We start from the raw sequence: 23,748 nt of genomic DNA on the forward strand, positions 1-23,748 counted from the left end.
GTGAAACACCTGTTTGCGTAAACTCTCGCTCGCTCTTTGGTATTTACCTATCCCCGGGAAACGCTGATTAAAATAACGGTTACATAAGGAACAATAATACTTATGGGCTTTAATACATAAATAACTATGACGTAAACCAATAGATTCATGACGAATACGCCTTATAAAACTGTCCTTTTTACGAAGCTTCTTATTACCACAATGAATGCATCGTACAACTCTACGATAACTAACTTCTATTAAAACAGGGTTCGCTCCACTCACCTTTTTAATAGAATATCCCGGTAAATTTAGGATACAATCTTTCTTAGGCATTTTAATCTTCCTTTTGACCGTCAAATCAAAGGGTTAGTCTAGACTAACTTGATTAAAATGCCCCTTTATTTGGGGTAGAGCCAAGTATGGACTTATCATAATCCTGGAGATTTTATCTATAAAGTATACTTTACAAATAAAAAAGTTTCTTCGGTTATAACTAAGGTTCCTGATTAAATAGACTTAAAGGAGTCCACTCTTGCCCTTTTCGGACAAAATAAATATGTATAGGGCCTGCACATCTAATACATTGATAGAATAAAAGGCTTCTTTTTCACCATTTAAATAGATTTGTTTAATATACTCCTCTATTCCATCGTTATGCCAGGTGGGTGTTGTGTCATTTATTTTTCAGGGGGCATTGCCCTTTAAGAGCCCATTATAATCACACGCAGAGGCCCTAACACGAACTTTATAATTTTTAATATATTCATTTCATTATATTAGTTTCATCTTATGATGGAATCCTTCTATTCTTCCTCTGAATTTACTAACCCCATGCCTTTTGCGGTATAACTAAAATAATTAGAAAGCCTGACAGCAAAAATTTGTAAAACACAAAGTGATCTTTTAATAATCACTTAATCTACTGATGATACAATTTAGAAATTAAAAATTAAAAAAAAGGTCATCATGAGAAATTTAACTTATTCTGAACGTGTTAAATTAACTAAACTCATTCAAGAAATAGTGTCAAAAAAATATGAGGGAGAGGCACTAGACAAATTACATGTTGAAGCGATAAAACTTGCTCATGGTAATCCCGATGAGATTAACCTTTGGTATAAAGAAAAAACTTTTGAAAATACCAAAAAACTTAATAAAGTTGTGGGCGATCTAAATATATTTGTTAATAATCAACTTGAAACAGAGAAAATGGTTATCTCTGCGGCAAGCAAATTACTTTCCGACTTTGAAGGCGCCGAACTGGATGCAAAGCAAGCAATTCGTCTTGCAAGTGGCGATCCTAAAAAATACGACACATATGAAAGAGAAGTGAAAGAGTACTTTGATTCTGAGTTAAGTAAAGAGATTAATCTGCGCAAAAAATCCGGTGAAAAAGTTGATCATCCTAAGGAAATTTTAGATAAACAACAATTTATCAAAGACGCAAAAAATATTGTAAATACAATTGCTAATACATTAATGGTGACATCACCTGAATTTAGAAAAAATCGTGTTGCTTACATTAAACATAGTCTAGAAAACTCAAAATATAATGCCAAATTCATTGACCGTGATGGTCAAATGCAATTTAGAACCATTCGCCCAGAAGGTGATTATGGGAAGCCAGAAGTGGCATTTAAAGAAGGTTTAGCACCACAATTCGTTAGCATGTGGGCTTTCCAATCAGGTGTCATTAGCAAACCCTATGTCAATGACGTATTTGAAACAGAAGGCGAAAAAATTGGCTGGTCTGGTGGTATTACATCAACTTCTGCTAACTTAAAATTTTGCGCAGCATTTGATTTTGCTGCCAGTTATGGTATGCAAGATGGTTATATCTACGTATATGCATGTGATGAAGCAGCATCCGTTGCCCGTCATATTAGCTTTGGTGTAGGCTATGATGGCAAAGTTGATAAAGGCATGGGAATAGAACGTAGTAATGCTGAGGCTGCAATGGAATACATGTTACCTTTTTTATCCCCTGAGCGAATTATAGGTGCTAGAGAAATCAAAAAAGATGGTTCTCTGGGTGAGTTTTTTTCAAATCCAAATGTGAAACACAGTGCCTATGGTGATACTGAGTTTCTAAAATTGGTCCTTTGTGAAAATGTTAACGAAATTAAGCTCATCGAATACCTAGAACGACGAAGTGTAGAAATTCTACATAAAGACAATGATGTCGAATATACCAATAAAATGATAAAACTCTTTAGTGAACTTTCTCCTGAACGGCAAGCTGTTGTATTAAAAATAGCCCATGCTTCTCATATAGCATTAACTCATCAACTTACAGACAATTTAGACCCAACACTCAAAGAAACAGATCCAGTTAAATGGGATATGTTACATGGATTAAAATTAAGTAAAGATCCTGAGCACCCGCTTGAGGTATTACCCGAAGTGATGAAACTGGAATTATCTTACGAACAACAATTAAGATTAGATTCACATTTGGAAAAACATTCCGAATTACACGTTAAATCACATTTTAGATTTGAGTTTGAAAGGGACAAACGTACAACAAAAGACAAATCACCTACAGATAAAATTCATTTCCCTAAACCACGGTTCTTTAGACAAGAACAAGAAAAGCCTTCAACTAAAGATGCTTTGGAAGATATAAGTAAAATTACCCCTGAAAAGCCCTACGGTTCTAAGTAATATTTCCAGTGCGATATAAAAAGCATGATGCTTTTTATATCGTCAAAATTAAAAGAAGATTATCATTTTATTGGTATTTAAGATTATATTAATTTACAATTGCTTCAAGTTTCATCAATTTTTGGTATCTTTATGCAACGAAAAGTAGAATTAACATATAATTTTCTCTCAAAATTACCCGCCGACCAGGATTATGACCACAAAATATTTTCTCCTGCTTTTAAATCGATTCTCCTCAATCTCCAAAATATTTACAACATCTACGGGGGTATTCCAAAAACATGTATTCGATTGTTAAATCAGCTTAAATTACCTTTTGATGATCGTGAATATCTGCAAAAAGTCTCAAATCCTATTCGATTTTTTGCTGTAAGAGATCAAAATGAATCTTTTTTCACTTTGGCTCAAAGTCTGGAAAATTTAAGAACACTACTCAGTCAAGATGAACATAAACTCAAGGATATGTTCGCAAAAGATATCGAGCTAATGCCTGGCGATGATAAAAGTAAAACCTTCGCAAGGATCGTAAGTGAAGCCTGTACAAAGGCAATTGATATGACTATTTCCGAACTACAAGCCCAAATGGACTGTCGATTCGAAGAAAAGCCCCCTTCTTCACCAATGATGTGGGTACATTGATAAGCATGCAATTTCAAGGGACAAATAAGAACAAAAATGTAAATATCATGCTCCCTCCTTAGGGAGTATTTTTATTAAATCACTCCAAGAACACCAATCTATATTGATAAATATTACTTACGATATCTGTATAGTTCAGGGGGATAATCAGCTTGTAATATCGTTTCTTGAATATTTCGTTAAAAAAACATAGAACTATGTATCTGGATTGATGTTTACCATTAGTATCCACAATTTCTTTATCTCTAATCTATAATTATTAAATAAGATATTGATTGAAGGATAATAAAACGCATTTTGGAGAAAATCACGGGATACATCATTGCATGGTTGTTAGGCTTTCCTGTTAGTTTATTAGTATTGATCTGGCTAATTTCTCACCTTTATTTAAATGAAGCTGGTATTAAATTTACACCAGCTTCATTTAATAAAATTACTCTTGTACTTCACAAGTAATTTTAGTGCAATCACGACAATTTTTGGCAGCAAAAGCGAAAGAATCGGCCGCTGAACCTTGCGTATTTGCCATCTTATCATCAGCAGCTTTATCTTCTGCAACATCACTACTACTTGCATTCGTAGTGCAAATCCATTTAGCATTTAAATCAGTTTTTGTTGCAGAAAAGGCCACAGAAGAAGCTATAACAAAAAAAACTATAATTAACTTTTTCATAACATCTCCTTGTTCAAATATCCATTAAATGTTTTATTTCCTCTATGAGGTCCTTTGACGACTTTTCAGTCTCATCTGAGTAATCGGAATATGTAGTGATAACTCCCAATGACTCTAAAGTCATCATTAGTTAATTTACCCAAATTTTTGTGCATTTTTCTTTTATGGGTTAACTATTAAACTATAGAGTATTGTTCAAAATATATCCAATTCAAATAATCCCCTGAGAAAATGATTTAAGCAAATTATTTTTATATTTATTGGAAATAGCGACGATTCTTAGCAAAATTATCTGGCAGGATTAAAATTACTTTCTTTATCTATAGAAATTGTTTCTTGTCTAATTTCCTTTGTTTGTTCTTTGATTTTGATTAAGAATGGGATAAAAAGCAAAGCAAATACAACAGAAAGTTGGTACAAAGCAACCCACCCAAGATTCATTTGAATCGTTGCCGCCACTGGACCTGAGATAATGCGAGGTAATGTAGATAATGCAACAAGTAATGAAAATTGAGTCCCAGTATACTGTTTATCTACCAAACGCATAAATAAAGCGACTAATGCTGTAGAACCCATCCCCGCTGCAAAATTATCAAAAAATACCGCTATTGATAATAAAATAACATTTTTGCCTATCATTGCTAACGCAACAAATAAAATATTCGTTAATGCCTGTAACAAACCAAAAACAAGTAATGAACGGTACAGTGAATAATGCATCAATAAAAACCCGGCAGATATTCCGCCTAGCAATATAGAGCCAACTCCTAGTATTTTATTTATATATCCAATAGTATCTAAAGAAAAACCAAGTCCTTGAATGAGAAATGGCATGACGATACCACTAGTAGTCGTTGTAAAAGCCTCTCCTAATTTATAACAAAAAACAAAACATAAAAGAGGAACGACTCCTTGCCGTGACAAAAATTCTTTCACAGGTGCTATAAATGATAATGTAAAATTATTCTTTTCTTTAAAGACAGCACTGGGTTCTTCACTACCAAAGACAGCAAACATCCCTACTATCATGAGACAACCCATAAAGCGATAAGTAAAAGCCCAACCTAATTTCTGTGCCATCACTAAAGCAAAACCACCAGACAACAACAGGGCAATTCGATAACCTAAAACCGCTAAAGAAGCGCCTAGAGCATGCCCCGTCACTGGTAAATATTCAGCTCGATGTGCATCAATTGCAATATCTTGTGTTGCAGAAAAACAGGCCAAGGCTAATGCGAGTAATGCCATTACATTAGGATGTTGCTCCGGGGTAAACCAGGCCATCAAGTTAAATCCTACAAGCAACAAACATTGCATTGCCAAGATCCAACTTCTCCTTTTACCCAGGTTAAATAACGAGTAACGATCGAGAATAGGCCCCCAGAAAATACGATAAGCGTAAGGCAAACTAATTAAACTTAATGTCCCAGTAACAAATACAGACATCCCGCTATAGGCAAACCATGCTTGCAAGGTACTACTGATTAACGCCATAGGCAAACCAGAAGAAAAACCCAAAATGAAAACAATAAAGAGACGCTTGTTCATCATTAAGATCACTCAAAGCGGTGAGGATTTGCAACTTAAGAAGAGCTCACTCCCAAAAATAGGAGTGAGTATGATGAGAAAGAAGATCTTCTCACGAGATTAGGCTGCTTTTTTTACAGAAATCAAATGAATTTTGAAAATCAAAGTTTCATTTGGACCTATTGGACCACCTACGCTACGTGGGCCATAAGCTAAATCTGCAGGAACAAAAACTTCCCATGTAGAACCAGCAGGCATTAATTGTAATGCTTCTGTCCAACCAGGGATTACTTGCGAAACTTGGAATGTAGCTGGTTTGCCTGCTTTTTCAGTACTATCAAATACAGTACCATCAATCAAGGTACCAGTATATTCAACAGTTACAGTATCTGATTTACCTGGTTTTGCGCCAGTGCCGGCATCAATAATCTTATACTGCAAACCACTTGGTAAAACTACTATCCCAGGTTTTGACTTATTAGCAGATAAGAAAGCGTCACCTTTTGCTTTGTTTTCTTCTGCTTTTTTATTAAACTCAGCACTACGCTTAGCCATCAGATCTTTCTGAAATTTACTAAGAACGTCTTTCATTTGTTCTTCAGTCAAAATCAATTGAGCACCAGACATCCCATCTTGCATTCCTTTAGCTAATACGTCTGGGTTAATGTCAATGCCTTGATTTTTAAAGTTTTTTCCTAAATCAGCACCAATACTATAAGATAATTTATCTTTGTCCGTAGTAAGCGATGTAGCATCAGTTGCAGCCATTGCTGTAGACATTGCCAAACCCATAATGGCCGCAGTGACCAATTTCATCTTCATAAAGAATCCCCTTGTAGTCTTTCTATTGTGCCTATCATCCTATTTTTTGAATAGTAAATAGGAAATTATAAAAATATCCATATAATTTTGCCTAAATTCACATGAAATTACTAGACCTTAAATCAGATTAATTGTAATTATATTATAAAGAGTATTACATTAAGCCTAGAATCTGTTTTTTATCTCTTTTTTGGCGAAAAGTACGGCATGATACCCACACACTTCACTATAATTAAAATAGACAAATAAAGAAGATCGCTCTACACTTTGCACTAATTATAACTAGAGATTTAAACCCCATGAACATCAGTGTATTTGATTTATTTTCGATTGGAATTGGTCCTTCAAGCTCGCATACAGTGGGTCCCATGCTCGCTGCCAATGCCTTCCTGAGATTGCTTGAAGACAAACAACTTATAGATCAATCCCAACGAATTAAAATTGAACTATATGGTTCCCTTGCCTTAACCGGAAAAGGTCATGGTACTGACAAAGCCATTTTAAATGGATTAGAAAATAAAGCCCCTGAAACGGTGGATCCGGCATCCATGGTACCGCGCATGCATGAAATCCTTAATTCACATACCCTTCATCTAGCAGGTAAAAAAAATATTCCCTTTAATGAACAAACTGACTTTCTATTCTTACAAAAAGAGCTGTTACCAAAGCACACTAATGGAATGCGCTTTTCCGCTTTTGATGAACTAAGTAACTTGTTAGTAGCACAAGTATACTATTCGATTGGTGGTGGCTTTATTACTACAGAAGAGGACTTTTCAAAATCTACTGAAGATACAAATCCTCCCCCCTATCCATTTTCAACCGCATCCCAGCTCCTGGAGCTTTGTCGTGAACATAATTTGACTATAGCTGAATTAATGATGGTGAATGAAAAAACTTGGCGTAGTACTGAGGAAATTCATCAAGGCATTTTGGACATTGCCAAAGTAATGGATGATTGCATCATCAATGGATGCAAACACGATGGTATCTTACCCGGTGGTTTAAATTTAAAAAGACGTGCCCCAGATTTATATAATAAGTTGATGCATCAAAAAGGAGTAAAAAGCATCTTCGAACAATCCGATATTATGAACTGGTTAAATCTTTACGCTATGGCAGTTAATGAAGAAAATGCTGCAGGAGGACGTATTGTTACTGCCCCAACGAATGGAGCTGCAGGAATTATTCCGGCTGTACTTAAATATTGTCAACAAGCACATGATAAAATGAGCAGTAAAGATATTTATACCTATTTCCTCACCGCAGCTGCTATCGGCATCCTCTATAAAAAGGGCGCTTCTATTTCTGGTGCTGAAGTTGGCTGCCAAGGTGAAGTTGGTGTAGCCTCTTCTATGGCTGCAGCAGGCCTTACTGCAGTCCTTGGAGGAACTGTTGCCCAAGTTGAAAATGCAGCAGAAATCGCAATGGAGCATCATTTAGGAATGACTTGTGATCCTGTTTTAGGCTTAGTACAAATACCATGTATCGAACGAAATGCAATGGGAGCTGTAAAAGCAGTAAATGCAACTCGAATGGCACTCATAGGGGATGGCCAACACCAAATTTCCCTGGATAAAGTAATTAAAACCATGAAGCAGACAGGGATGGACATGCAGAGTATTTATAAGGAAACCTCGATGGGAGGTTTAGCTGTTAATTTACCCGAGTGTTGAAGAAATACAATCTTCGCACTTAGAGTGAAAATGTTTCTCCACTAATACAGCAAGCCCTAACAGTCGATGCTTGTCTACCTTTTCGTTAAATAGGTGAATATCCTCTTCAGAGCTGAAAGAAGAGGATATCGTGTTTATTTTTTCGCCTAACTTTTCCATTTTTTTATTCACTCTCATATTCCTATGCTGTAGTAGTCCTGTGCGATCATCAACAAAGAACAAGTATTTTTCAATTGACTTCCATGCTCGATCCCCTTTATTGTTTACAACCTCAACACTAAGTTCCGTTGACTCAAGCACTTCCTTTTCCAAAGAAGAGACAGATTGTTTCGTGCGTAAAAGCCTAACGGGCAATGGACCAACTATTAGATTAAAGTTATACATGTCTTCAAGATCTTCCTTGGTATAACACATAGCGATAGCATCGCGATAGGTTTCTAAAGTATATTTAGCCACATGTTCTTTTTCTTTTTGCTGATGAGAGCGCATATAATCATAAATTGGGTTATATTTATTTTGATTAGATAACATCGCGATGCTATCTGTCGTAAAATAAGCACACCCACGGCCAGCATTTTGTAAGACATCTGTAGGTACATAAACGTGGAGATTGCAAAGTTTACTTAAACGACCAAGCGTCATCCGATTGGCTATTAAATTGGTTAAGACTAGTGATGGTACAAAACCCAGGGGATCACAGATTAAAATATCCAATGCAGGAAATTCTTTTGCTTTGAAATCAAACTCTAAAAAGGACCAATGATTTAAATGGGCACTCCCATCCCATTTTGAAATAGCAATTTGAAATCTTAAATCTTCATCACAATTTTCTATCATTTGCTCAATGACATAAGCTAATTCATCAAGTTCATCGCAACTCATTGCAAACGCATTAAAGCTATCTGCCTTTTTATGAACTCGCGAGTTTTCCTTTAAATGTAAGAAAAATGCCATAAGGTCTTCTGAAATTGTGCCTGGTTTATCCACTTGGGCTAAAAGTTCTTTAATCTCTGTAATGCTTTTCATAATAGAATTTAATTAGTTATAAGTTGGATTAATTATATAAAAATAAATAAATTTTATCAAAAATAGTACGATTGGATCTATATAAACCAACTTCTATTAATTTTTTATTTAACAGTGAGATAAATTTTATGCAGTCACTTGTTTAAAAATCCAAGCATTTGATGAATCTTGAGTAAAGAATAAATCGCTCATCGCATAACCCACAACCGCAGCCAGAGTATTATCAAAATAAACAAGAGGAGTTCTCTCTCTTAGCCAAGGAGGTATCCCCCACTCCTGGAAGAGTTTTTTTAAGCGTTTAGTCTGGCCATGCCAACAAAAATCTTCTCCTCCTTCCCTAAACCGAATAGATATTGACGCATTTTGAGGAATAATTAATCCTTGATTACTCTTTTGGGCCATTAACCTGATTTCCGAATTACCTATATTTAATGGCACAGGAAACTCGGTCCATTCGACATCAGAAGGTAAATTACACCTACTTATTTTATCCAGATAAAGATGATTATGATAACGACGAACCGAATTATTACCCCAACTTACAAGAGGAACAGCATCCTGACTGGAAAAAATGACTTCATGAATCAAGCGATGAAATGTAATCGTTGAAGGCAATTGAACTTGATTGCTTTTCAACCAAAACCTCAAGATATTTACTATTCGATCGAAATTTAAGCTCTTAAGTGACTCAATAGCTAGTGTGTTAGTTGTTAAAATATTTTCACCCAACTCTCTCTCATTTATATCCATTCCTAACCCTATAGAGAGAGTAGATTTAAGAACAGATTTATTTTTTACTCCTTTTACAGAAAGATCGCTTATTGCCAACGCATCCAAATTTCTTTTAGCTTGCTGGCAATGACTTGCCGTACGTGCGATATTTCCCACTAATCCAGGCCATTTATTTTTCAACAACGGTATAATTTCTTGACGCAAATAATTACGAGAATAAGTGATGTCACAATTACTCTCATCTTCTACCCAATCCAATTGATGCAAAAATGCATAATGCTCCAATTGTTCACGATAATAGTGCAAAAAAGGTCTAAAAAGGCGCCCGAATCCAAATTGGGCAAACTCAGGGATAGCCGCCAAACCATCAACTCCAGCACCCCGAAATAATTGCAAAAGAACCGTCTCAGCTTGGTCATCCAAATGATGACCTAAAATTAAGCAATCTTGCTCTTTAACTAAAGCAGAAAAAACAGAGTAACGTGCAATCCGAGCCCCCTCTTCAATATTGGCTGAGCGATCAAATTGTACGGATTGTGCCCTAAAAGAAACACCCAATTTCTGACAAAACTGCTTGCAATGTTCTTGCCAAAAATCGGCATTTGCATTGATACCATGATTTACATGTACTGCAACTATCTTATCCAATAAGATTGGGTGGGCAGCAAGGGCATGCAAAAGCACAGTCGAATCAAGCCCTCCGCTAAAGCCCACAATTAATTGATTAAACTGACTGAAACGCAAAATCCATTCTGGGCTTAATAATGCTTTAATCACATGCTCCCATAGCCATAAATTTTTGATATCTGCTTTCAACTAATTGATCTAAAGGCATTTTTCTTAAGCTTTGTAACTCATTAACCAATATATTTTTCAAGCGGATAGCCATTTCATCGACATTACGATGGGCACCACCTAATGGTTCAGGCACCACTATATCAATTAACTTATTTTCTAAAATTTTATCTGCAGTAATTCTCATTGCACGCGCAGCTTCACTTGCCTTAGATGCATCTTTCCAGAGAATCGAAGCACAACCTTCGGGCGAAATTACTGAATAAATTCCAAATTGAAGCATCAATATCCGATCTCCTACACCAATTGCCAATGCCCCTCCAGAACCAGCCTCCCCAGTTACCACACAGATTATGGGTGTTTCAAGGCGTGACATTACAAAAAGATTGCGGGCTATTGCTTCAGACTGATTTCGTTCTTCAGCCCCGATTCCAGGATAGGCTCCTGCTGTATCAATAAAAGTAAAAATAGGTAATTTGAATTTCTCGGCCATATTCATTAAGCGCAAAGCTTTTCGATATTCTTCTGGACGGGCCATTCCAAAATTTCGGTACACCTTTTCTTTGGTACGTTTTCCTTTTTGATGTCCAAGCACCATTACTGGCTCACCATTCAAACGCGCTAAGCCCCCAATAATTGCAGGAGCCGAAGAACAGCTTCTATCACCATGTAATTCTTGAAAATCAGTAAAAATACGTTCGATATAATCAGTAGTTTGTGGTCTAAGAGGATGTCTTGCCATTTGAGCAACTTGCCAAGGTTCTAAATTAGAGAAAACCTGGGCAGTCAGCTCAGAGCATTTGGTTTGAAGTCGAACTATTTCATCGCCCAAATTGACTTCGTTATCATTTCCAACCATTCGAAGTGCTTCAATTTTCTGATTTAACTCTTCGATAGGTTGCTCAAAATCCAAAAATTGTCGGCTCATTCAATACCTTTTGGTGAATTAAATATGATGGTATATGATAACCTTAACCGTTAATTGATGCCAGATTTTAACAAAATATGATCATCACAGAATTTGACCCTTTAAACACACAAAATTGTATTTTAAACGAAGCTCGTATTGATCTTTGGCAATTTTCATTAGCAAATGAGTTACAAAATACATATCAACTACTAAACTCAGAAGAGCAAGCTCGTGCTGATCGATATTATTTCAGCAGACACAAACGACGCTTCTCTATTGCTAGAACAGTGATGAGAGTTATTTTAGCGCGATATCTAAATGTCTATCCTGAATACATTAAGTTTACATATAATGCACATGGGAAACCAGAGGTTATCAATTCAGCGAGGCTGCAATTTAATCTTAGCCATAGTGGAGATTTGGCGCTTTTGGCCGTGGGAAAGGGCTTTCCCATGGGAGTTGACATAGAAAAATACTCTGCTCGACCTTATAAGGGAATAGCAAAAAGTTTATTTTCTGAACAAGAGTATGAGGAGTTTATTAAAGTACCTCAGGCGTTAAAACCCGCGGTTTTTTTTCATGTTTGGTCACAAAAAGAAGCGTTCATAAAAGCATGTGGATTAGGACTTTCTTATCCCACAAAGGAGTTTAGTGTCCCTACTTCAATGCCCACGAAGCAACTAGTTGATGATCCATTACATCATGTAACTTGGCAATTACGCTCATTTATGCCTGAAATAGCATGCAGTGGTGCCTTGTGCCATCATCCTACAGTACGAGAAATCAGGCATGGATTTATTGAATTGCAACATAATAATTTCATGATTTTTTAGGTATCAAATCTTATGCATTTTACTTCATCGCAACTTACTTTATTACAGTTACTTGGAGATGGTTGCTGCCATAGTGGTTCAGAGTTAGGGGCTGTTTTGGGTATTACAAGATCCGCTATATGGAAACAAATAAACCAGTTGATTGCATCAGGAATTCCCATAAAACGACTTCCCAATCAAGGATATCAATTGCCTAATCAATTAATTCTTTTAGACAAAAAACAAATTAACGAATATTTTTTATTGGAAAAATTAGCAACTCCATTTAATTTACATCTTTTTACATCTATTGATTCAACAAATCGTTATTTGAAAGAGTTACCTACTTCAAATGCTGTTGATATTTGTTGTGCCGAAATTCAAACACATGGTAGAGGTCGATTTGGTAGACAATGGCATTCTCCATTTGGAGAAAATATTTACTGTTCCAGTCGTTGGAACCTAAACTACGATCTCACAAAACTTTCGGGATTAAGCCTTGTAACGAGCCTGGCTGTTTTAGCTACTTTGGATGAACTTCAATTATCAACTAATATCAAGATTAAATGGCCAAATGATATTTTATGGAATGATAAAAAATTATGTGGTAGTTTGATTGAAATCATTACCGAATCCAATAGCACTATTCAAGTTATTATCGGTATTGGTTTGAACGTTAATTCGGATACGCAAAAACATCCTCTTCCTGATAAACCCTGGTGTTCTTTATATGAAATCACCCAGCAATATTTTGATAGGAATTTCTTAATTGCAAAGCTTATCGCCCATTTAGAACGCTATTTAATTCATTTCTTTCACAATGATTTGAGTTGCTTTATGCACGAATGGGATAAATCAGATTATTTGTTTGGGAAAACTATCAAAGTGACACAGTCCTTAAATACATTAACCGGCATCGCTTGTGGAATTAATCAACTAGGCCAATTAATATTGCAAGATGAGTCCGGTCAAAAACTGTACCTTTCCTCGGGAGACACATCGCTGCATAATCAACATTCCCTATAACTATATTAGTAATGAAATGTGCTTGAGAGAGTTTATTAATTTCAATGAACTCTATTTGTCCAAAAGCATTTTACTGCTTAATCTGAAACGAAAATCTTTTACGAAAATAATAACTTTAAAGCATGAATAAGCTCAGAAACTGGTGCATGATACTAGAATTAAGGTTTGTCCCAAGTCTATTTATGAACCCGGGACCGGATGAGCTGCGAGGAAATCGATTTATACTGTTTCTTCAGATTCATCTGATTGCTTTTCTTGTTGAATACGCAAATAAATTTCTTCACGGTGAACAGATACATCTTTTGGTGCATTGATACCTAAGCGAACTTGATTACCTTTTACGCCGAGTACGGTAATATTTACATCATCCCCGATGATTAAGGTTTCACCTATACGCCGAGTCAAAATTAACATAGAAAATCTCCCTAACAAAGCAGCTACCTATCCCTCCACAGAACTTCCATGGTATTCTTGATAGCTACGAAACTACTAAGAAACAAAGCAATACTTGTCGTACGAATTTAATTTTACACTGTGATTCTTAACAGAGTATTAAGAAACCTTTTAAAATCTTATTTTTTTGTCCTAATTTGAAATTTATTCAAATACATTCATGAAGAAGCAGAAGAATACATAGGTGATTTTTTTTCAATTAAAAAATAAATAAACAGCATAAAACCCAATTGTAATACTATTAAACTAAAATGAGCAATGTGCATTTGTATGCAGAAAACTATAATAAAAAAAGAAATATTCAGTATCAATTGCCCTAATAAAATTGTTGAAACCTTGACTCCTGATTGTCTTAATCTTTGATAGGCATGCTTTCGATGAGGAACAGACCAATTTTCTTTATGAAGTACTCTTCGTATCAAAGTAACACTCGCATCAAAAAGAAACAATCCATTTAGCATAAACCAATACAAGATGGGTACATTGAACTTTTGTTGTGCAATTAATGCGATGCAAAAAGTAATCAATCCCAGCGTAGCACTTCCAACGTCCCCCATAAACAAACGTGCTGGTGGAAAATTGAAAAATAAAAAGCCTATAAGGCTAAAGATAAGAATAAAACAGAAATCCTGGTAAAATGAAGCATCATTGATGCCAAAAAAAACAGCATAGGCACTTAATAAAAAAATGGCTTGAGCTGCGCAAAAACCATCAATTCCATCCATAAAATTAAAATGATTAATGGCCCAAATCACTGCAAAAAAGATAAATGGAATAATCAAAAAAGAGGATTGAATCATAATCCCCAAATCTAATTGTGCTGGCCTCATAAAAATAGCAATTAATAAAGCAATGCCACTTTGAGTAAAGAATCTAATTTTTACTGATAAATGATAGAGATCATCCAAAAAGCTTACTGCAGCAAGAAAAAAGGTGCAAGGCAGAAAAATGTATTGCTCTTCAAAAGAGCTCTCAGTTAGGTTATTGAGAATAGGCAACGAAATTAATGCCAGGCCAATAAAAATGAGCCCTCCTCCTCTAACTGTTGGCACTGAATGCATGGAACGGTGATTGGGTTTGTCCATAAGAAGTGTATCTTGTGCAACAATACAATATAACTTAGTTAGAGCTATTGAAAATACTAAAAAAAAGAAACTAAGAGTTAAATTCACTTTGATACCATGCAACAGTTTTTTTTAATCCTTCTACAGAATTCACAGGAGGGGTCCAACCCAATTGTGATTTTATCTTATTACTGTTAATTTCTAAAGATGAAAATAAGCGTGTATTAAGATTTCCCATACCAAGAAATTGAAAAATATACCTCATAAGCGAAACGGGAAAAGGGATTAACCAAACTCGAGTGTTCATCTCTTTCGCAATAAGGCGCATCAAATTTGGTACAGAAAAGGAATCCTCATCTGCTACTAAATAGGTTTGATTAACAGCTGCTGGATGAGTTACTACAACACACAAAGCAGAAACCAAGTTCTCTATATAGATAAAGTGACGCTTATTTTGGATACTCGCAAAAGGTAAGGGTATTCTTTTTTTGACAAGCTGCAACATTTTCAAAAAATTAGCTTTAACCCCTGGACCATAAATTAAAGGTGGCCTAACTATAACTACTTGCATGGGTGTATTTTGACTAATTTCGTTTAAATATTGTTCGGCATATAACTTACTTTGTCCATAAGGATCCTCAGGAGCAGCCTTAGTTTCTTCGGAAAAAGATTCTCCGTCCACTGTTAGCTCTCCATTGACTTTAATAGAACTTAAGAATATGAAACGTTTCACCCGATGTTTAGCTGCTTGCTCAGCAAGAGTTTTTGTAGCAATAGTATTGATTTTGTAATACTCATCAAGTGCTGATTTTGTCTTTTCTTTCATGATGTGTACTCTTGCTGCCAAATGGATGACGACGTCAATTCCTGCAAGAGCCTCACTCCAGTCAGTTTCGAATTCTAATCGCTGCATGATGACTTGCTCTGCCTCAAGCCAATCTACTTTTTTAGATAAGGCACAACGCACTTCATGGCCTAATTGAATAAGTGCAGGAACTAATTTTTTTCCTACAAATCCAGTAGCCCCAGTAATTAATATTTTTGACATAACCCATCCTGAAAACCAATTTATCGTTATGATAACAAAGATTTACAACAAATTAAGATAAATTTCCTAAATCATGTGTCGCCAATTTCCCTAATTTAGAGATATACTAACCAAACCCTTTTTTAAATTGGAATTTTGCATGTCCTTAAAGGCCATGTATAACGACATCGCTGAAAATTATTTAATAGCCAATCGCTTTGGAGCGATTAGCCAGAGCCATCAAACAGCAATAGAGCAAATGAAGCACTTTTGTTTGGGGATAAAACCTCATTATAAAGTCCTTGATTTAGGTGTTGGAGATGGTACATTTCTTAAAAAACTTCAGCTAATTATGCCGCAAGCAGAATTTACAGGAATTGATGTTTCTTCTGAAATGTTAAAGCGTGCTCGCGAGGCATTGTCTTTGATCACAATTGAAGGGAGCGCTGCACAAGCAAATAAGTTTTTACCACCCCACAGCCAGGACTTGATTTTAGCACACTTTATTAATGCCTATATTCCAATTAAAGTATTATTTAACGAAGCCAGGTTATTAACTCGAGCTAACGGGCATTTTTCAATGATCACAACAACTTATGATTCATTCCCCGTCGCTCAACAATGTTTAGCGGATTTCATTAGTAAAGGCTCCATTTTAAGCAGTGTTGTTGGGCACTACTACAAATCTATTGTAAAAAATACGACAGTTGCAGCCAATAATGACGAATTAATGCTTGCATTCAAGCAGAATCAATTTGAAGTGATTTCCCATCAGCGCCTGGAAATACCTATAACTCTAAATACAATTGATGAATTAGCGCATTTTGGTATCGAAGGAACATGGTTTCTCAATACATTATCTATTCGTATGCTGCCCAAAACATTTTTAATTCAACGGCTCAAACGATTATTTAGTAAAATTTTTACTTTTCCCTATCATGATACGCACATTATTGATGTTGTTCTTGCCAGAAAATGATAATCTGATAAATATCTTTTATAAGATGAGGTTCGAGCAATGATTTCTCAAGAAGTGAAAAATTACTTGCCTGAATTGGCCTTGCGCCAAAAACAAGCCAATAACATCATATTTATTACCTTTTGGAGCCAATTTTCTGTATATGCGCTTAATACCATATTAGTCTTATTTTTAACACGGCCTGTATGGTCCCAGGGTTTAGGTTACAGTCAAGCCAAAGCTTATGCTTTCATTGGTGTAGCTCATGCAATGGGATATTTGATGCCCATGCTGGGTGGATATATGGCAGATACTGTAGTAGGAATTAGACGCTCCATTCTACTTGGTAGCATCATGTTAGCTACCGCCTATCTACTTGTTATGCTCAGTGGTTATACTGTGAGTTCTCTTGGTGATACCTTGTTTATTGCCGCATATGCCTTTGTGCCTGCTACCAATTCACTTTTGATGGGAACATCTTCCAGTATGGTTTCTCATATTTATTCAGATGATGCGATTAAAGCAAAATCAGCGATGACTTATTATTACATTGCGATTAATGTGGGGGCATTATTGGCCACTTTAATTGCCCCACTACTTCTTGAAAGTCGTTATGGCCCCCTCTCAATCCTTACTATTGCTTTTATAGGTAAATCAATTGCAGCCCTAAACTTTGCCAAACGTTACTCCATTTATGAAAATGTCATTTGGGGTAAAGATCAATCTAAATTCACTAGAAAGGGTATATTGCATTTAACAGCTTATATAATCACTATCTATTTGCTGACTTTGTATGCCTACTCTCATGTTTATATAGCAAGTACCATTATTGGATTTGGTTGCATTATCGGAATTACATGGTTTATAACAAAAACATTATCGCTTAAAGGACTTGTACGCCATAAGCAATTAATTGCCATTCTACTAATTGTTGAAGCAGTAGTATTTTTTGTCATTTATAACCAAATGAATAGTACTCTAATTTTATTTGCTAAAAATAATTCCGATCATAATATGTTTGGTTTAACTGTTTCCCCTGCTCATTATCAAATACTTAACCCTTTACTTATTTTGGTAATTGGTAGCCAGCTTCCTCGCTTTTATAAATTATTTCCTCGGTTCACGATTTCTTACCAATTTGCCTCAGGGACATTGCTTGCAGGTATTGCTCTTTTGGTAATGGCTTTTGCTGCCTATGGATCACCTACCGGGATCATCAATGGTAATTATATTGCACTCACTTATATCCTTATCTCCATCGCAGAGCTTTGGGTCAGCGCTATTGGATTAAGCATGGTAGGATTATATTGTGATCAAAACTCCATCGCTTTTGCCATGGGAGTTTGGTATCTTGCAAGCTCTTTGGCTCATGCCATATCAGGTAGAATTGCTGCCTGGGTTGCGATACCCGATACCGTACATTCTGCTGTACAAAGCTTATCCTATTATAAAAGCTATTATCTGGTTTTAGGCCTCAGCGCAATGGGATTAGGACTAATAATGTATTTTTGCGCCTATTTCTTACAAAAGAAAATGAGAAACAAAGGAATTATTTTAAGTTGATCATAAATAGCATTACATAATCATCCAATTAAGAAAAAAAGAGATGGATGACGGCAACTGGAACTGGCCGTACCACTCAAACCCTTGCCAGGTTTCTTGAAAGTATCTAGAACTTCATCAGCACGAGCATTCTCAGAAGAGTTTGAAAGAAATTTTCAAACATATTATGAAGACATACAAGGGAATCAATAAACCCTAATTATCCAAACCTAAATTATCTTGTTTAAATATTCTATCAGCACGATAACTTGAACGAACCAGAGGGCCAGAAGCTACTTCAAAAAAGCCTTTTTTTAAGCCAATTTTTCTTAATTCTGCAAAAGTTTCAGGTGTAACATAACGAGCGATTGGTAAATGATTTTTTGTAGGTTGTAAATATTGTCCAAGTGTAAGAATATCTACATGATGCGCACGTAAATCATCCATCGTTTGTACTATTTCCTCATCACTTTCCCCCAGACCTAACATTAAACTTGTTTTAGTTAATACATCAGGTCGATACCGTTTAGCAAATGCAAGTACATTTAATGTTTGCATATAACCCGCTCTATTATCACGCACAGGGTGAGTTAATCGTTCTACTGTTTCTACATTTTGTGCAAATACATCGACACCACTATCCAATAATAAAGCAATATCTTGCTCTACTCCTTGAAAATCCGGAGTCAAGGCCTCTACCTTGGTTTTTGGGGAACGTTTTTTTATAGCGCGTATCGTTTGCGCGTAATGATTAGCACCACCATCAGGTAAGTCATCTCGGTTTACTGAGGTTAAAACTACATAGTCAAGATTCATTAAAGCAACGGTATTTGCCGTATTTTCAGGCTCATGTGGATCTAGCCAGCCATGCGGATTTCCGGTGTCTACAGAGCAAAAACGACATGCACGAGTACATATTGCCCCCATTAACATAATTGTTGCAGTTCCATGCGACCAACACTCAGCTATATTGGGGCACTTGGCTTCCTCACAAACAGTAGCCAAACGGTGTTTTTGAACCTGTTCTTTTACTTGGTTATAAGCAGGAGTAATTTGATTAACTACCCGTAACCATTTGGGCTTAGGGAGACGCTCATAAGATTGCCCGGTTGATTTAACACCATCTTTAATTGCTGTTACTCCATGAGATGTTTTATATTTTTGTCCACTTTCAACAACAACGGGAATATTAATGGGCTTACTCATGTTTCCACCTAAAGATAAGAGTGCAATTTAACACAATTTAACCAAGCTATATCGGATGCATTACTCCTGCATGCGAATATAACTTTCATAAAATTTTAAATTGTGGCAAATACGTACAAAACCAAGAATGTTGATAATCCCAAATCATCAAAACAAGATCAAGTCAAATTTATAAAGAAACCACAAACTACCAAGATAAACAAGGTCAATAAAGAGATGATAAAATCAGATAATATGAAAGGATATATAATCAAACACATGGCGATAATAATCAGAAAGAATAAACCCATGTTTGCAAATTTAGTCTTTAATACAGCAAAACGTTTTAACTTTAATAAAGCTAAATAAATAAATAAAATTAATATTAAAGGAAATATATATGTGCCTTGATAAAGCAACTGATATAAATTAATTTGCCAATTAGAAAAATGTTGATTGTTTAACCATTGCTCAAAAATTGTAGCCCAATTCATGATACAAGTTTGTTGATAAATCGTAATTATTAACCCTAAAAAAAACGCCAGTAAAAAATATAAGGGATCATTTGATTGTTTTTTATAATGTTGTATCACTAAATAAATCCCCAATAACCCTAATAATGCGGCAGGAATACGTAGCCAGGGAAGTAACGCAAAATACTCACTGGTGTATACTTGTTGAAAATAATGAACAAGAGCTACTGAAGTGATAAATAACAAACTGGCAATAATTTTTTTCTTTCGCTGTTCAGCGATTAAAAGAAAAGCGAGAAATCCCGAAAAACAAAAATAGGCGCACGGATTAAAAGAATCCATAAAAGCTATTGTGAGCGTATAACGTAATGCTGATGGCTTTTCTATCATTCCACTATTAAACTGGTTGGCATTAGACCAATGTCTCAAAGTATTCACTGTTGTTTTTGTTAAATTTCCTTTATTTTCAATTTGGTGTTTGCAATATTCAATCGCCTTAAGCAAATCTTTTCCGGTAGTAGTTGCGGAGTCAAACCCTACCCAACGCGAATCGCAAAAAAAGATTGCCGGAACTGCAAAATTATCTATTTGTTGCGAATTTAATAATTGACTAAAGCGAATTAGTGCATTTTTATCCTTATCAATAAAGTTATGCTGAATATGAAGATCGGGAGAGTTTTTTTCTAATTCACGGAAAAATTCATCTGCTTTTTGACAATGGGGGCAAGTAGATGAAAGAAACATTTCTACATTTATGACAACCTTGTTATCAGCGCCTTTAGAATACCATGAAGATGATAAATCAGCTGCCGAAGCATGAGCACAAATTATAAAGAAAGCGAACAACAATCTGAATAATGTTTTCATAAAGGTTGCATGCACTAAAATGAAATTACTATAACACTATTAAATAAGCTCTGTTAATAGGTATGAATATAATTTTCGAGTTGCTCTATAACCCTAGCCTTGTCTTCCAGCAAATGATAAAGCAAATCTCCAATTGACAAAATTGCAATAAATTCATTATTTTCATCGCGAATTAACACATGCCTTCTTTTTGTTGCAGTTATAACTTGCATCGCTTTTTCTATATGATCATTAGGACTTAGAATCATTACTTCTTTATATACTACGTCTGAAACTTTTGCTGTTTCCAAATTAACACATTTATGCAAGCAAGATCGGACTATATCTCTCTCACTCACGATGCCAATGAGTTGATTATCATTATCTACCACAACCAAAGCCCCTATATCCATTTCTGACATTAGATTAATACATTTTATTACTGAGTCTTCGGGATGAATATAAATGATCTTGCGTCTTGGCACAGGTAAGGCATTATGAATTAGGTCAGCCATTTTATTCTCCATTTGAACATACTTAACCTTTTTTAAATATAGTACAAATGGAGAAGATGAAACCTTATGGGCGAATAATAATATTATTTTCTACAGCACGGACACCAGGAACCTGACGAGCAATTTGCTCTGCTACATCACTTTGGCGAATTTTTTTAACATAACCGGATAAAACAACCACATCCTGTCGTGTTTGAACATGTACGCGAGCAATTGTCGGATCATCACTTCGCATTAAAGCCTCTTGTACTGTTTGATCCAGATTAGCGCTTGGGGTGACTAATGGTGCCAAGGGACTAAAGAAGGTATCAGTAGTCCGATTTGACTGACAACCAGCTAATGAAAATAGAAAAAAAACTACGAGTACATTTAGTAAATGTTTATGCATTATCTCTCCAACTCTCTTTATGAATTCAAGCAGTAAAGGAACTACTTATCTCTAACCAAGTATTCTAAACGAATAGTATGTACTTTAACTGATTAATATACAAATAAAAACCATATCACTGCTATACTATTTTTAAAAATAATATGGTAAGTCGAAAAGCCATGAAAAAAACAGATAAGCCAATTTCCTCAAAAAATAAATCAAAACCCAAAATAAACAATCATCAAAAAAACATACCGATACATCTGTATGATGAAGAGCCTCAAAGGAATGATATTTTTGATTTCATCAACAAATATTATCAGGCGAATTTAGGAAAGTTTACTGCAAGTATTAGCCCTGCTTCTACAGCAACTTCATATTTTTCATGGGGAGCACAATTGGCACAAGCTCCAGGTACATTTTTAAAACATAGTCTCTATCCTTTATTACATTTTTCTGATTTAATCCATAATCTTTGTAATTATGATACTCCTGGAAATAGTACAGATGTTCGATTTCATACAGAGAATTGGAGTATCTATCCTTGGCGGTTATGGGCTGAGCTTTTCCTGCAACTTGAAGATTGGAGTTTAAAAGCATCCAGTGAAATTCCTGGATTAAATGATCCTAATAGACGGATTGTTTCATTTAGAACCAAACAGTTCCTCGATGCATTATCACCCTCAAATTTCATTTTGACTAATCCTGACCTGTTCCAGGAAACACTGAATTCAAATGGAAAAAACTTAATCCGCGGAACACAGTTAGCAGTTCAAGACATCCTGGAAAAATTAACGGGAACTGCTCCGGATGGAATTGAAAACTTTACCCCAGGAAAACAAGTTGCCATCACCAAAGGTAAAGTAATCTATAAAAATCATTTAATCGAGCTGATTCAATACGAACCACAAACAAAAAAAGTGTATAAAGAACCTCTGCTGATACTGCCAGCATGGATCATGAAATATTACATTCTTGACCTTCTTCCAGAAAATTCATTAGTGAATTGGTTAACGCAACAAGGACATACTGTGTTTATCATTTCCTGGTTAAATCCAAAATCGGAAGATAGGGAGCTTGGAATTGATGAGTACTACCGACTTGGAGCTATGGCTGCAATCAATAAAATATCTACCCTATTTCCTAAAACAAAAATCCATTTAATGGGGTATTGCCTAGGTGGTACTTTAGCGATGATCACCGCGGCTGCGATGGCAAGAGATCATGATGATCGCCTTAAAAGTCTTTCCCTCCTTGCAGCACAAGGAGATTTCGTTGATGCAGGTGAGCTATTACTTTTCATTAACAATAGTCAAGTGTCATTTCTGGAAAATGTAATGTGGGAAAAAGGATACTTAGATACAAAACAAATGGCTGGTAGCTTTCAAATGCTTCGCTCTTACGATCTTATTTGGTCTAAGATGGTACAAGATTATATGCATGGTACACAAAGAGGGATGATTCCATTACTCGCCTGGAATGCTGACGCAACACGTATGCCCTATAAGATGCATAGCGAATATCTGGAAAAACTATTCCTTAATAATGACTTTGCCGAAGGACGATTTACTGTTGAAGGAAAAAATATAGCTGCAGAAAATATTAAACTCCCGACTTTTGCAGTCAGCACCGAAAAGGATCATGTGAGTCCTTGGGAGTCCGTCTACAAAATCCATTTAATGATCAAAGGAGACATCACATTTGTGCTCACTAATGGAGGGCACAATGCGGGGATTATTAGTGAACCTGGTCATAAAGGACGCAGCTATTTTATTCGGGAACAGAAAAAGGAAGAACCCTATATGTCTTCTAAAAATTGGCTGCACGCAGCAGAAAACAAAACAGGCTCATGGTGGTTAGCATGGCACGATTGGTTGATAAACCAATCCCACTTAGCTCAAGTTAAGCCCCCTAAACTTGATAAAAAACTACCAGATGCTCCAGGAACGTATGTATTACAAAAGTAAGATTCTTGCATGACGATTTAATGCTCTATCTGCTAGAATGAACATTGGTAAGTTTCACAATTTC

22 protein-coding genes are annotated in these 23,748 nt (G+C 35.7%); 8 read left to right on the forward strand and 14 right to left on the reverse strand.

Annotated features, from left to right (window positions below):
• On the reverse strand, positions 1 to 315 hold a 315-nt coding region (locus tag EKG34_RS14430; protein ID WP_130560094.1), incomplete at its 3' end, for a transposase family protein.
• A 633-nt stretch (positions 316 to 948) separates the two neighbouring features.
• Between EKG34_RS14430 and EKG34_RS14435 the strand changes: the two genes are divergently transcribed.
• Complete coding sequence (locus tag EKG34_RS14435; protein ID WP_003636673.1) at positions 949 to 2,646, forward strand: hypothetical protein; 1,698 nt, start codon at positions 949 to 951, stop codon at positions 2,644 to 2,646.
• Positions 2,647 to 2,778: 132 nt separating this feature from the next.
• Positions 2,779 to 3,285: a hypothetical protein gene (locus EKG34_RS14440; RefSeq protein WP_003636671.1), complete on the forward strand. Its 507-nt coding sequence runs from the start codon at positions 2,779 to 2,781 to the stop codon at positions 3,283 to 3,285.
• Positions 3,286 to 3,718: 433 nt separating this feature from the next.
• On the opposite strand, the gene EKG34_RS14445 is transcribed toward EKG34_RS14440, so the two are convergent.
• The 3 genes from EKG34_RS14445 to bamJ all read right to left on the reverse strand — a co-directional run bounded on the left by EKG34_RS14445 (position 3,719) and on the right by bamJ (position 6,307).
• Positions 3,719 to 3,958, reverse strand: coding sequence for a hypothetical protein (locus tag EKG34_RS14445; protein ID WP_003636668.1), 240 nt, complete (start codon positions 3,956 to 3,958; stop codon positions 3,719 to 3,721).
• A 288-nt stretch (positions 3,959 to 4,246) separates the two neighbouring features.
• The gene (locus tag EKG34_RS14450) at positions 4,247 to 5,506 is read right to left on the reverse strand and encodes an AmpG family muropeptide MFS transporter (protein WP_012979238.1); all 1,260 of its coding nucleotides are present in this window, start codon (positions 5,504 to 5,506) and stop codon (positions 4,247 to 4,249) included.
• A gap of 99 nt (positions 5,507 to 5,605) precedes the next feature.
• Positions 5,606 to 6,307, reverse strand: coding sequence for a BamJ family beta-barrel-assembly machinery protein (bamJ, locus tag EKG34_RS14455; RefSeq protein WP_003636663.1), 702 nt, complete (start codon positions 6,305 to 6,307; stop codon positions 5,606 to 5,608).
• A gap of 299 nt (positions 6,308 to 6,606) precedes the next feature.
• Between bamJ and EKG34_RS14460 the strand changes: the two genes are divergently transcribed.
• Complete coding sequence (locus tag EKG34_RS14460) at positions 6,607 to 7,983, forward strand: L-serine ammonia-lyase (protein WP_003636658.1); 1,377 nt, start codon at positions 6,607 to 6,609, stop codon at positions 7,981 to 7,983.
• Here EKG34_RS14460 and EKG34_RS14465 read toward each other — a convergent pair.
• From EKG34_RS14465 to EKG34_RS14475, 3 genes are all read right to left on the reverse strand, one after another.
• Complete coding sequence (locus EKG34_RS14465; RefSeq protein ID WP_003636656.1) at positions 7,969 to 9,009, reverse strand: hypothetical protein; 1,041 nt, start codon at positions 9,007 to 9,009, stop codon at positions 7,969 to 7,971. The two genes, EKG34_RS14460 and EKG34_RS14465, sit on opposite strands and share 15 nt — an antisense overlap.
• A gap of 126 nt (positions 9,010 to 9,135) precedes the next feature.
• Entirely contained in the window at positions 9,136 to 10,518 is a 1,383-nt protein-coding gene (gene tilS, locus EKG34_RS14470; protein WP_003636655.1) for a tRNA lysidine(34) synthetase TilS, read from the reverse strand.
• On the reverse strand, positions 10,511 to 11,464 hold the full coding sequence (locus EKG34_RS14475) for an acetyl-CoA carboxylase carboxyltransferase subunit alpha (RefSeq protein WP_003636653.1): 954 nt from the start codon (positions 11,462 to 11,464) through the stop codon (positions 10,511 to 10,513). Before EKG34_RS14475 ends, tilS begins: the two co-directional genes overlap by 8 nt.
• A 77-nt stretch (positions 11,465 to 11,541) precedes the next feature.
• Here EKG34_RS14475 and EKG34_RS14480 point away from each other — a divergent pair, with 77 nt between their 5' ends.
• Both EKG34_RS14480 and EKG34_RS14485 read left to right on the forward strand, forming a co-directional pair.
• Positions 11,542 to 12,279 (forward strand): 4'-phosphopantetheinyl transferase family protein, encoded by a 738-nt coding sequence (locus EKG34_RS14480; RefSeq protein WP_003636651.1) that lies wholly within the window; start codon positions 11,542 to 11,544, stop codon positions 12,277 to 12,279.
• Between the two features lie 12 nt (positions 12,280 to 12,291).
• Complete coding sequence (locus EKG34_RS14485; RefSeq protein WP_003636649.1) at positions 12,292 to 13,284, forward strand: biotin--[acetyl-CoA-carboxylase] ligase; 993 nt, start codon at positions 12,292 to 12,294, stop codon at positions 13,282 to 13,284.
• Between the two features lie 219 nt (positions 13,285 to 13,503).
• Here EKG34_RS14485 and csrA read toward each other — a convergent pair whose 3' ends face one another.
• The 3 genes from csrA to EKG34_RS14500 form a co-directional block, all read right to left on the reverse strand.
• Positions 13,504 to 13,698: a carbon storage regulator CsrA gene (gene csrA / locus EKG34_RS14490; RefSeq protein WP_003636647.1), complete on the reverse strand. Its 195-nt coding sequence runs from the start codon at positions 13,696 to 13,698 to the stop codon at positions 13,504 to 13,506.
• Positions 13,699 to 13,895: 197 nt separating this feature from the next.
• Complete coding sequence (locus EKG34_RS14495) at positions 13,896 to 14,909, reverse strand: MraY family glycosyltransferase (protein ID WP_012979239.1); 1,014 nt, start codon at positions 14,907 to 14,909, stop codon at positions 13,896 to 13,898.
• Entirely contained in the window at positions 14,893 to 15,849 is a 957-nt protein-coding gene (locus tag EKG34_RS14500; RefSeq protein ID WP_003636643.1) for an NAD-dependent epimerase/dehydratase family protein, read from the reverse strand. The genes EKG34_RS14495 and EKG34_RS14500 overlap by 17 nt, the downstream gene beginning before the upstream one ends.
• A 139-nt stretch (positions 15,850 to 15,988) precedes the next feature.
• Between EKG34_RS14500 and EKG34_RS14505 the strand changes: the two genes are divergently transcribed.
• Positions 15,989 to 16,807: a class I SAM-dependent methyltransferase gene (locus EKG34_RS14505; protein ID WP_003636642.1), complete on the forward strand. Its 819-nt coding sequence runs from the start codon at positions 15,989 to 15,991 to the stop codon at positions 16,805 to 16,807.
• Between the two features lie 39 nt (positions 16,808 to 16,846).
• A complete protein-coding gene (locus EKG34_RS14510; RefSeq protein ID WP_003636639.1) occupies positions 16,847 to 18,349 on the forward strand; it encodes a peptide MFS transporter in 1,503 nt (500 codons plus the stop codon).
• Between the two features lie 195 nt (positions 18,350 to 18,544).
• Here EKG34_RS14510 and lipA read toward each other — a convergent pair whose 3' ends face one another.
• The 4 genes from lipA to EKG34_RS14530 form a co-directional block, all read right to left on the reverse strand.
• On the reverse strand, positions 18,545 to 19,534 hold the full coding sequence (gene lipA, locus EKG34_RS14515; RefSeq protein WP_003636638.1) for a lipoyl synthase: 990 nt from the start codon (positions 19,532 to 19,534) through the stop codon (positions 18,545 to 18,547).
• A gap of 158 nt (positions 19,535 to 19,692) precedes the next feature.
• Positions 19,693 to 20,853: a glutaredoxin family protein gene (locus EKG34_RS14520; RefSeq protein ID WP_003636636.1), complete on the reverse strand. Its 1,161-nt coding sequence runs from the start codon at positions 20,851 to 20,853 to the stop codon at positions 19,693 to 19,695.
• A 53-nt stretch (positions 20,854 to 20,906) separates the two neighbouring features.
• A complete protein-coding gene (locus EKG34_RS14525) occupies positions 20,907 to 21,347 on the reverse strand; it encodes a CBS domain-containing protein (RefSeq protein WP_003636635.1) in 441 nt (146 codons plus the stop codon).
• A gap of 64 nt (positions 21,348 to 21,411) precedes the next feature.
• On the reverse strand, positions 21,412 to 21,735 hold the full coding sequence (locus tag EKG34_RS14530) for a BON domain-containing protein (protein WP_003636633.1): 324 nt from the start codon (positions 21,733 to 21,735) through the stop codon (positions 21,412 to 21,414).
• A gap of 161 nt (positions 21,736 to 21,896) precedes the next feature.
• Between EKG34_RS14530 and EKG34_RS14535 the strand changes: the two genes are divergently transcribed.
• Positions 21,897 to 23,684, forward strand: a complete 1,788-nt coding sequence (locus EKG34_RS14535) for a PHA/PHB synthase family protein (RefSeq protein WP_003636631.1) — start codon at positions 21,897 to 21,899, stop codon at positions 23,682 to 23,684.
• The last annotated feature ends 64 nt before the right edge of the window (positions 23,685 to 23,748 follow it).

The sequence above is a fragment of the Legionella longbeachae genome, assembly GCF_004283175.1.
GTDB classification, from domain to species: Bacteria; Pseudomonadota; Gammaproteobacteria; order Legionellales; family Legionellaceae; genus Legionella; species Legionella longbeachae.

Bases quoted from the DNA above. Each gene is read 5' to 3' on its own strand.
- EKG34_RS14530 (WP_003636633.1), bottom strand. From the start codon at position 21,735: ATGCATAAACATTTACTAAATGTACTCGTAGTTTTTTTTCTATTTTCA.
- EKG34_RS14440 (WP_003636671.1), top strand. From the start codon at position 2,779: ATGCAACGAAAAGTAGAATTAACATATAATTTTCTCTCAAAATTACCC.
- EKG34_RS14435 (WP_003636673.1), top strand. From the start codon at position 949: ATGAGAAATTTAACTTATTCTGAACGTGTTAAATTAACTAAACTCATT.
- EKG34_RS14460 (WP_003636658.1), top strand. From the start codon at position 6,607: ATGAACATCAGTGTATTTGATTTATTTTCGATTGGAATTGGTCCTTCA.
- EKG34_RS14525 (WP_003636635.1), bottom strand. From the start codon at position 21,347: ATGGCTGACCTAATTCATAATGCCTTACCTGTGCCAAGACGCAAGATC.
- lipA (WP_003636638.1), bottom strand. From the start codon at position 19,534: ATGAGTAAGCCCATTAATATTCCCGTTGTTGTTGAAAGTGGACAAAAA.
- EKG34_RS14535 (WP_003636631.1), top strand. From the start codon at position 21,897: ATGAAAAAAACAGATAAGCCAATTTCCTCAAAAAATAAATCAAAACCC.
- EKG34_RS14510 (WP_003636639.1), top strand. From the start codon at position 16,847: ATGATTTCTCAAGAAGTGAAAAATTACTTGCCTGAATTGGCCTTGCGC.
- EKG34_RS14505 (WP_003636642.1), top strand. From the start codon at position 15,989: ATGTCCTTAAAGGCCATGTATAACGACATCGCTGAAAATTATTTAATA.
- EKG34_RS14520 (WP_003636636.1), bottom strand. From the start codon at position 20,853: ATGAAAACATTATTCAGATTGTTGTTCGCTTTCTTTATAATTTGTGCT.
- EKG34_RS14485 (WP_003636649.1), top strand. From the start codon at position 12,292: ATGCATTTTACTTCATCGCAACTTACTTTATTACAGTTACTTGGAGAT.
- bamJ (WP_003636663.1), bottom strand. From the start codon at position 6,307: ATGAAGATGAAATTGGTCACTGCGGCCATTATGGGTTTGGCAATGTCT.
- EKG34_RS14445 (WP_003636668.1), bottom strand. From the start codon at position 3,958: ATGAAAAAGTTAATTATAGTTTTTTTTGTTATAGCTTCTTCTGTGGCC.
- EKG34_RS14465 (WP_003636656.1), bottom strand. From the start codon at position 9,009: ATGAAAAGCATTACAGAGATTAAAGAACTTTTAGCCCAAGTGGATAAA.
- EKG34_RS14500 (WP_003636643.1), bottom strand. From the start codon at position 15,849: ATGTCAAAAATATTAATTACTGGGGCTACTGGATTTGTAGGAAAAAAA.
- csrA (WP_003636647.1), bottom strand. From the start codon at position 13,698: ATGTTAATTTTGACTCGGCGTATAGGTGAAACCTTAATCATCGGGGAT.
- EKG34_RS14480 (WP_003636651.1), top strand. From the start codon at position 11,542: ATGATCATCACAGAATTTGACCCTTTAAACACACAAAATTGTATTTTA.
- EKG34_RS14475 (WP_003636653.1), bottom strand. From the start codon at position 11,464: ATGAGCCGACAATTTTTGGATTTTGAGCAACCTATCGAAGAGTTAAAT.
- EKG34_RS14450 (WP_012979238.1), bottom strand. From the start codon at position 5,506: ATGAACAAGCGTCTCTTTATTGTTTTCATTTTGGGTTTTTCTTCTGGT.